This window comes from Clostridium sp. MSJ-8, assembly GCF_018918325.1.
In the GTDB taxonomy this organism is placed as follows: Bacteria; Bacillota; Clostridia; order Clostridiales; family Clostridiaceae; genus Clostridium.
Map to the genome: position 1 here is coordinate 39051 of NZ_JAHLQH010000020.1, position 6000 is coordinate 45050.

A 6000-nucleotide genomic window follows, 5' to 3' on the forward strand; every position below is an offset into this window, starting at 1 on the left:
TTTATGGGTTTATTGTAAGCAACAATTAGATAAAAAAGGATGTGTGCAAATGGAAATTCTATCGTTAGGGGAGAAGATTAAGAGAAAAAGAAAAGAATTAAACATGACATTAAAAGATTTAGCGAAGGATAGAATAACTCCAGGACAAATTAGTCTTATTGAATCAGGAAGATCTAATCCGTCTATGGACTTATTAGAATACCTTTCAGAAAATTTAAATACTACAATAGAGTATTTAATGGAATCAGAAGAAACTCAAGCTGAAAAGATATGTATGTATTATGAGCAGATTGCTGAGGCATATATATTTAGTGATAACTATTTAGCTAGTGAAAGGTATATAGATGAAGCACTGGTATATGTTGATAAATACAATCTAGAGTATAGAAAAGGTAGAATATTATATTTACAAGGAGAAATAAATAGACTGAAAAATAAATTGGAAGAAGCTCAAACATGCTATTTATCAGCAAATATTATTTTTGTTAAGAAGAAGAAATATACTGAAGTTGTGAAGATATTCTTAAAGTTAGGTAAAATAAGTGTTGAGTTGAAATCATATTATTCTGCAATTAGCTATTTAAAGCAAGCAGAATCAGTGTATTCAGAAAATAGTATTGGTGATGATTACACTCTTGGTGAGATATATTATAATTTATCTAATGTATATTATTTAATTGAGAAGTTTGAAGAATCAAAGAAATATGCATATTTATCAAAAGAAAAATTTGAACAGATAAATAATAAAGAAGCATATGCAAAATCACTTATGAAATTATCAGAAGAGTATATAAAAAATGGTGATGTAACAAATGCAATTAAATATTCTTCAAAAACATTAGAATTATTTTATGCAGCTAATAAACAAAATGATGTATCGACAATAGAAAATAGTTTGGGAGAATTGTTCTACAATTTTGGAGATATTACAGAATCAAGCAAACATTTAGAGCTTGCTAGAAGACTTAGAAGTGACAAAAAGAAGGACAAGCTTATTGATACATTAATAAATATTTGCAAAAACCACATAAAGTTAAAAAATATGAGCGAAAGTTCTGAGATATTAGATTATCTATATCAAATTGTAGATAATAAAGATATAGATAGAATAATTAGTTTAAATGAGTTGAAATATACAATTCATATGATTAATGAAGAAAATGATTCTGCAGAAAGAATACTTATAAAATCATATAATATAGCAAAAGAAAATGATAAATTGAAAAAAGCAGCGGATTTAAGTATAAAAATAAGTAAGTTCTATATGGACAATAAAGATCAAGATTTAGCAACTAAGTTCTTAGATGAAGGTGTAAGAATATTAAAGAATTTAGGAGTAATAGAAAAGAGGTGATAGATGATGGAAATATTATCAACAGGACAAAAAATAAAAAGAGCAAGAATATATAAAGGAATTACACTAAAGGAATTATGTAAAGATAAAATATCTATTTCTAAAATGAGTTGTATAGAAAATGGAAAAGTTAAAGCTGATAGCGAAACTATAAAATATATTTCTGAAATAATAGGAGTAGATTTTGATTACCTAATGCAAGATATATATGAGCAAATAGTAAGTAATTTGGAATCTATAAAAAAAGATAAATATACAGAAAAAGAATTAGAAGATAACATTGGAATAAATTTAAGCTATGCTATTGAATATGATTATAACAATTTAGCATTAGAATTAGTGCATATATTATTTAAATATTATTTAGATAACAAAAAATATGACAAATGTGAAGGGCTAATATCAAAATATTATGCAATATACGAAAATTATAATTCTGACGAGGCAACTTTGGTTTATTATACAGATCTTGCAGAATATTTAGTAGATAAAGAAGAATACTATGAAGCAATAGTATATTATAGTAGGTTAAGAGAAGCTAATATAGTTGATATAGAAAAATCCTTTAAAGAATATTCAAAAGTTGTTTGTAGAGAAGCTATCTGTTACTATATGCTTAAAGATTATAACAATGCTTATGAATTACTCAAAAAGATAATCAAGATAGAAGATCAAGAATGTGAAGTTCCAGAAGCGTATGAATATTATGCAGCAACATGTATAATGCTTGGATTTAAAGAAATTGATAAAAATATAGATATATTCTGTAAATTGGTTGGTGAAGACAAAAACAAGAAGGCCATGGCTCAGCTTGAATTTGCAAATGCGTATTTTAGAACAAAGGATTTTGCAAATGCAGAAAAGACTCTAGAAGAGGCATTAGAGAATTTTTCTAAAGATAACTTAGAAGAACGTGTAAACTTTATTAATGAATGTATAGGTATTTTATTAGATAACGGAGAATCTGAAAAAGCATATTCATTAATAGAAGGTAATTTAAATAATGCTATATCAACTGATGATATAAAACTTATCGAAAGATCATATTATTTAAAAGGTATGGCGTTAAAAGATTTAAATAGATTAAATGAAGCAGAGATGTATTTAAACTTATCATTAGATTCGCTATATAAATTTGGTACTAAAAAAGAAAGACATGATAGATATTTGGATTTGGGATATTTATATTATGAAGTTGGAGAACTTAAAGATGCGATTAAATACTTTAATTTTGCAATGGATATAGAAAAAGAAATGTAGGTAACTTAAATTAAGTGAAATAAAAGTTAAGGGATGGAAAAATTATTTTCTGTCCCTTTTTTAGAAGAAATTATAGTAATGTACTACTGTAATGGCACAATAACTATTGAGAGAAATAGGACAAGTAGCAAGCTGGATAAAAAAATATAAAAAAATTAAAAATAAACTTTGACTTTCTTTGACTTATAGTTTATAATAAAATCATAAGATAAATCTATTGCATATAAATGATATGTAATAGCTAAGGAGGAATGAATAATGAATGTTGAAAAAATGACACTTAGAGTACAGCAAGCTTTAAATGAAGCTAATTTAACTGCTGTTAGAAATAATCATCAACAAATAGACGTAATACATTTATTTTCAGCTTTAGTAGAACAAGAAGATGGTTTGATTCCGAATATATTTAGTAAAATGGGAGTAGATATTAAAGGGTTAAAAAATACCATTAATAATAAATTACAAGCAATGCCTAAAGTATTAGGAGATGCAGCAGGAAGTTCTAGTATGTATATTACTAGAAATGTAGATGAAGTATTAGTAAAAGCAGAAGAAATAGCAGACAAGTTTGAAGATTCATATGTATCAGTAGAACACTTGATGTTAGCAATAATGAAAAAAGCTAATAGTTCAGACGTTAAGGAAATATTAAAACAATATAATATTACTGAAAAGAATTTTATGGAAGTTCTTAAAGCAGTAAGAGGGAGTCAAAAAGTAGAAACTAATGATCCAGAAGGAACTTATGAAGCATTAGCTAAATACGGAACTAACTTAGTTGAACTTGCTAAAAAACATAAGTTAGATCCAGTTATAGGCAGAGATGAAGAGATAAGAAGAACAGTTAGAATTTTATCAAGGAGAACTAAGAATAATCCAGTACTTATAGGTGAACCTGGTGTAGGTAAAACTGCAATTGTTGAAGGATTGGCAGAGAGAATAGTAAGAGGAGATGTTCCTGAAGGTCTAAAAGACAAAATAATATTCTCTTTAGATATGGGATCACTTATAGCAGGTGCTAAATATCGAGGTGAATTTGAAGAAAGATTAAAAGCTGTATTAAAGGAAGTACAAAATAGTGAAGGTAAGATTATATTATTTATAGATGAAATTCACACTATTGTAGGAGCAGGTAAAACTGAAGGTGCAATGGATGCAGGTAACTTAATAAAACCTTTGCTTGCAAGAGGTGAATTACATTGTATAGGTGCAACTACATTTGATGAGTATAGACAATACATTGAGAAGGATAAAGCTCTAGAAAGAAGATTTCAAACTGTAGTAGTTGATGAACCAACAGTTGAAGATACAATTTCTATTTTGAGAGGATTAAAAGAAAAATTTGAAATACATCATGGAATAAGAATTCACGATTCTGCAATTGTGTCTGCAGCTAAGTTATCAGATAGATATATTCAAGATAGATATTTACCAGATAAAGCTATTGATTTAATTGATGAAGCAGGTGCTATGATTAGATCAGAGATAGATTCATTACCTACAGAATTAGATGCTGTTCGTAGAAAAGTATTTATGTTAGAAACAGAAAAAGAAGCACTAGAGAAAGAAAATGATGATGCATCTAAGAAAAGGTTAGAGGATTTATCAAAAGAATTAGCAGAATTAAAAGAAAAAAATGATGAAATGACTGCTAAATATGAAAAAGAAAAAGAGCATATTACTGATATAAGAACATTAAAGAAAAGGTTAGATGAAGCTAGAGGAGAATTAGAAAAATACGAAAGAGCTTATGATTATAACAAAGTTGCAGAAATTCGTTATTCTTTGATTCCTAGCATAGAACAAGAAATAGAAGCAAAGGAAGCTGAAGTAAAAGACAATTATGAAGGTGCATTATTAAAAGAAGAGGTAACTGAAGAAGAAATATCTGAAGTATTATCTAAATGGACTGGAATACCTGTTTCAAGATTAATGGAAGGTGAAAGAGAAAAATTATTAAGACTTGATGAAGAACTTAAGCATAGAGTAATAGGTCAGGAATCAGCGGTAGAAGCTGTAAGTAGTGCTATTCTTAGAGCTAGAGCAGGTCTTAAAGATGAAAACAAACCTATAGGATCATTTATTTTCTTAGGACCTACTGGAGTTGGTAAGACAGAACTTGCAAAGACATTGGCTAGAACTTTATTTGATAGTGAAGATGCTATGATAAGAATTGATATGTCTGAATATATGGAGAAACATGCAGTGTCTAGATTAGTTGGAGCTCCTCCAGGATATGTAGGATATGAACAAGGTGGTCAGTTAACAGAAGCAGTTAGAAGAAAACCATATAGTGTAATTTTATTTGATGAAATTGAAAAAGCTCATGAAGATGTATTTAATATGTTCTTACAGATATTAGATGATGGTAGATTGACAGACAATAAAGGTAAAACAGTTGATTTTAAGAATACTATAATTATTATGACTTCTAATATTGGATCTCAATATATTCTTGAGAACAATGATAATAGTAAGGATATGGTAATGCAAGCTTTAAGAAGTAAATTTAAACCTGAATTCTTGAACAGAGTAGATGATATAATAATGTTCAATTCATTAGGTGAAGATGGTATAAAGAAGATTATAGATATATTCTTACAAGATGTTAAATCTAGATTAACAGATAAGAATATAGACTTAGAAGTATCAGATAAGGCAAAAACTATGATGGCAAGAGAAGGATATGATCCTGTATATGGTGCAAGACCTTTGAAGAGATATATTCAAAATAGCATAGAAAATACTCTTGCAAGAATGATAATAAAAGGTACAGTAGGATATGGTGATACAGCTTATTGTGACGTAGATGATAATGGTGAACTTATAATAACAAAAAAATAATTAGATAAAAGAAAAGGGCTTGTCGCATTAGTAGTTAAAAACTGCTAGCGACAAACCCTTTTTTTATGTCTTAAATTAATTATTTATAAATAAACTTAATCTTTGCCGCTAAATAAAAGCTATATAATTTGACATAAATTACAAAAACATATATTATATGAAAGAATGTACAAAAAGGTTGTATAAAATTTGAATATAAACAAATTTTTATATAATAATAAGTAAATATGGAAGATAAATATATGTTTAATAAACTAAAAAAGGTATTATGTTTAATGATATTAATTTCTAATACTGATATAAAGAAAGTATTAAATCTTTTGAATTATTATAATATATAAAAACAGAAAGAATGATTATATGCAGATATTAAGGAGGGGGATTATGAAAAAAAGCTATTGGATTGTGTATGGATTTCTTAATTGAGCAAATTTCATATTTGCTCATCGGCTAAATATCTAGTTTTTATTTTAAATAAAAAGGAAGATCACCCCAAATGTTGAATAAAATAAATAACAACAATCCACAACAAAAGGAGTGAT

General features: G+C 27.3%; 3 protein-coding genes. All 3 read left to right on the forward strand.

Features of this window, described 5'->3' with window-relative positions; all coding sequences use genetic code 11:
* Nucleotides 1-49 precede the first annotated feature (49 nt).
* The 3 genes from KQI77_RS04120 to clpB all read left to right on the forward strand — a co-directional run bounded on the left by KQI77_RS04120 (nt 50) and on the right by clpB (nt 5458).
* Nucleotides 50-1354 carry a helix-turn-helix domain-containing protein gene (locus tag KQI77_RS04120; protein WP_216388672.1) on the forward strand — a complete coding sequence of 435 codons (1305 nt, stop codon included), beginning with the start codon at nt 50-52 and terminating at the stop codon, nt 1352-1354.
* 3 nt (nt 1355-1357) lie between these two features.
* On the forward strand, nt 1358-2614 hold the full coding sequence (locus KQI77_RS04125) for a helix-turn-helix domain-containing protein (protein ID WP_216388674.1): 1257 nt from the start codon (nt 1358-1360) through the stop codon (nt 2612-2614).
* Nucleotides 2615-2872: 258 nt separating this feature from the next.
* Nucleotides 2873-5458: an ATP-dependent chaperone ClpB gene (gene clpB / locus KQI77_RS04130; protein WP_216388676.1), complete on the forward strand. Its 2586-nt coding sequence runs from the start codon at nt 2873-2875 to the stop codon at nt 5456-5458.
* The last annotated feature ends 542 nt before the right edge of the window (nt 5459-6000 follow it).

Bases quoted from the DNA above. Each gene is read 5' to 3' on its own strand.
- KQI77_RS04120 (WP_216388672.1), top strand. From the start codon at position 50: ATGGAAATTCTATCGTTAGGGGAGAAGATTAAGAGAAAAAGAAAAGAA.
- KQI77_RS04125 (WP_216388674.1), top strand. From the start codon at position 1,358: ATGATGGAAATATTATCAACAGGACAAAAAATAAAAAGAGCAAGAATA.
- clpB (WP_216388676.1), top strand. From the start codon at position 2,873: ATGAATGTTGAAAAAATGACACTTAGAGTACAGCAAGCTTTAAATGAA.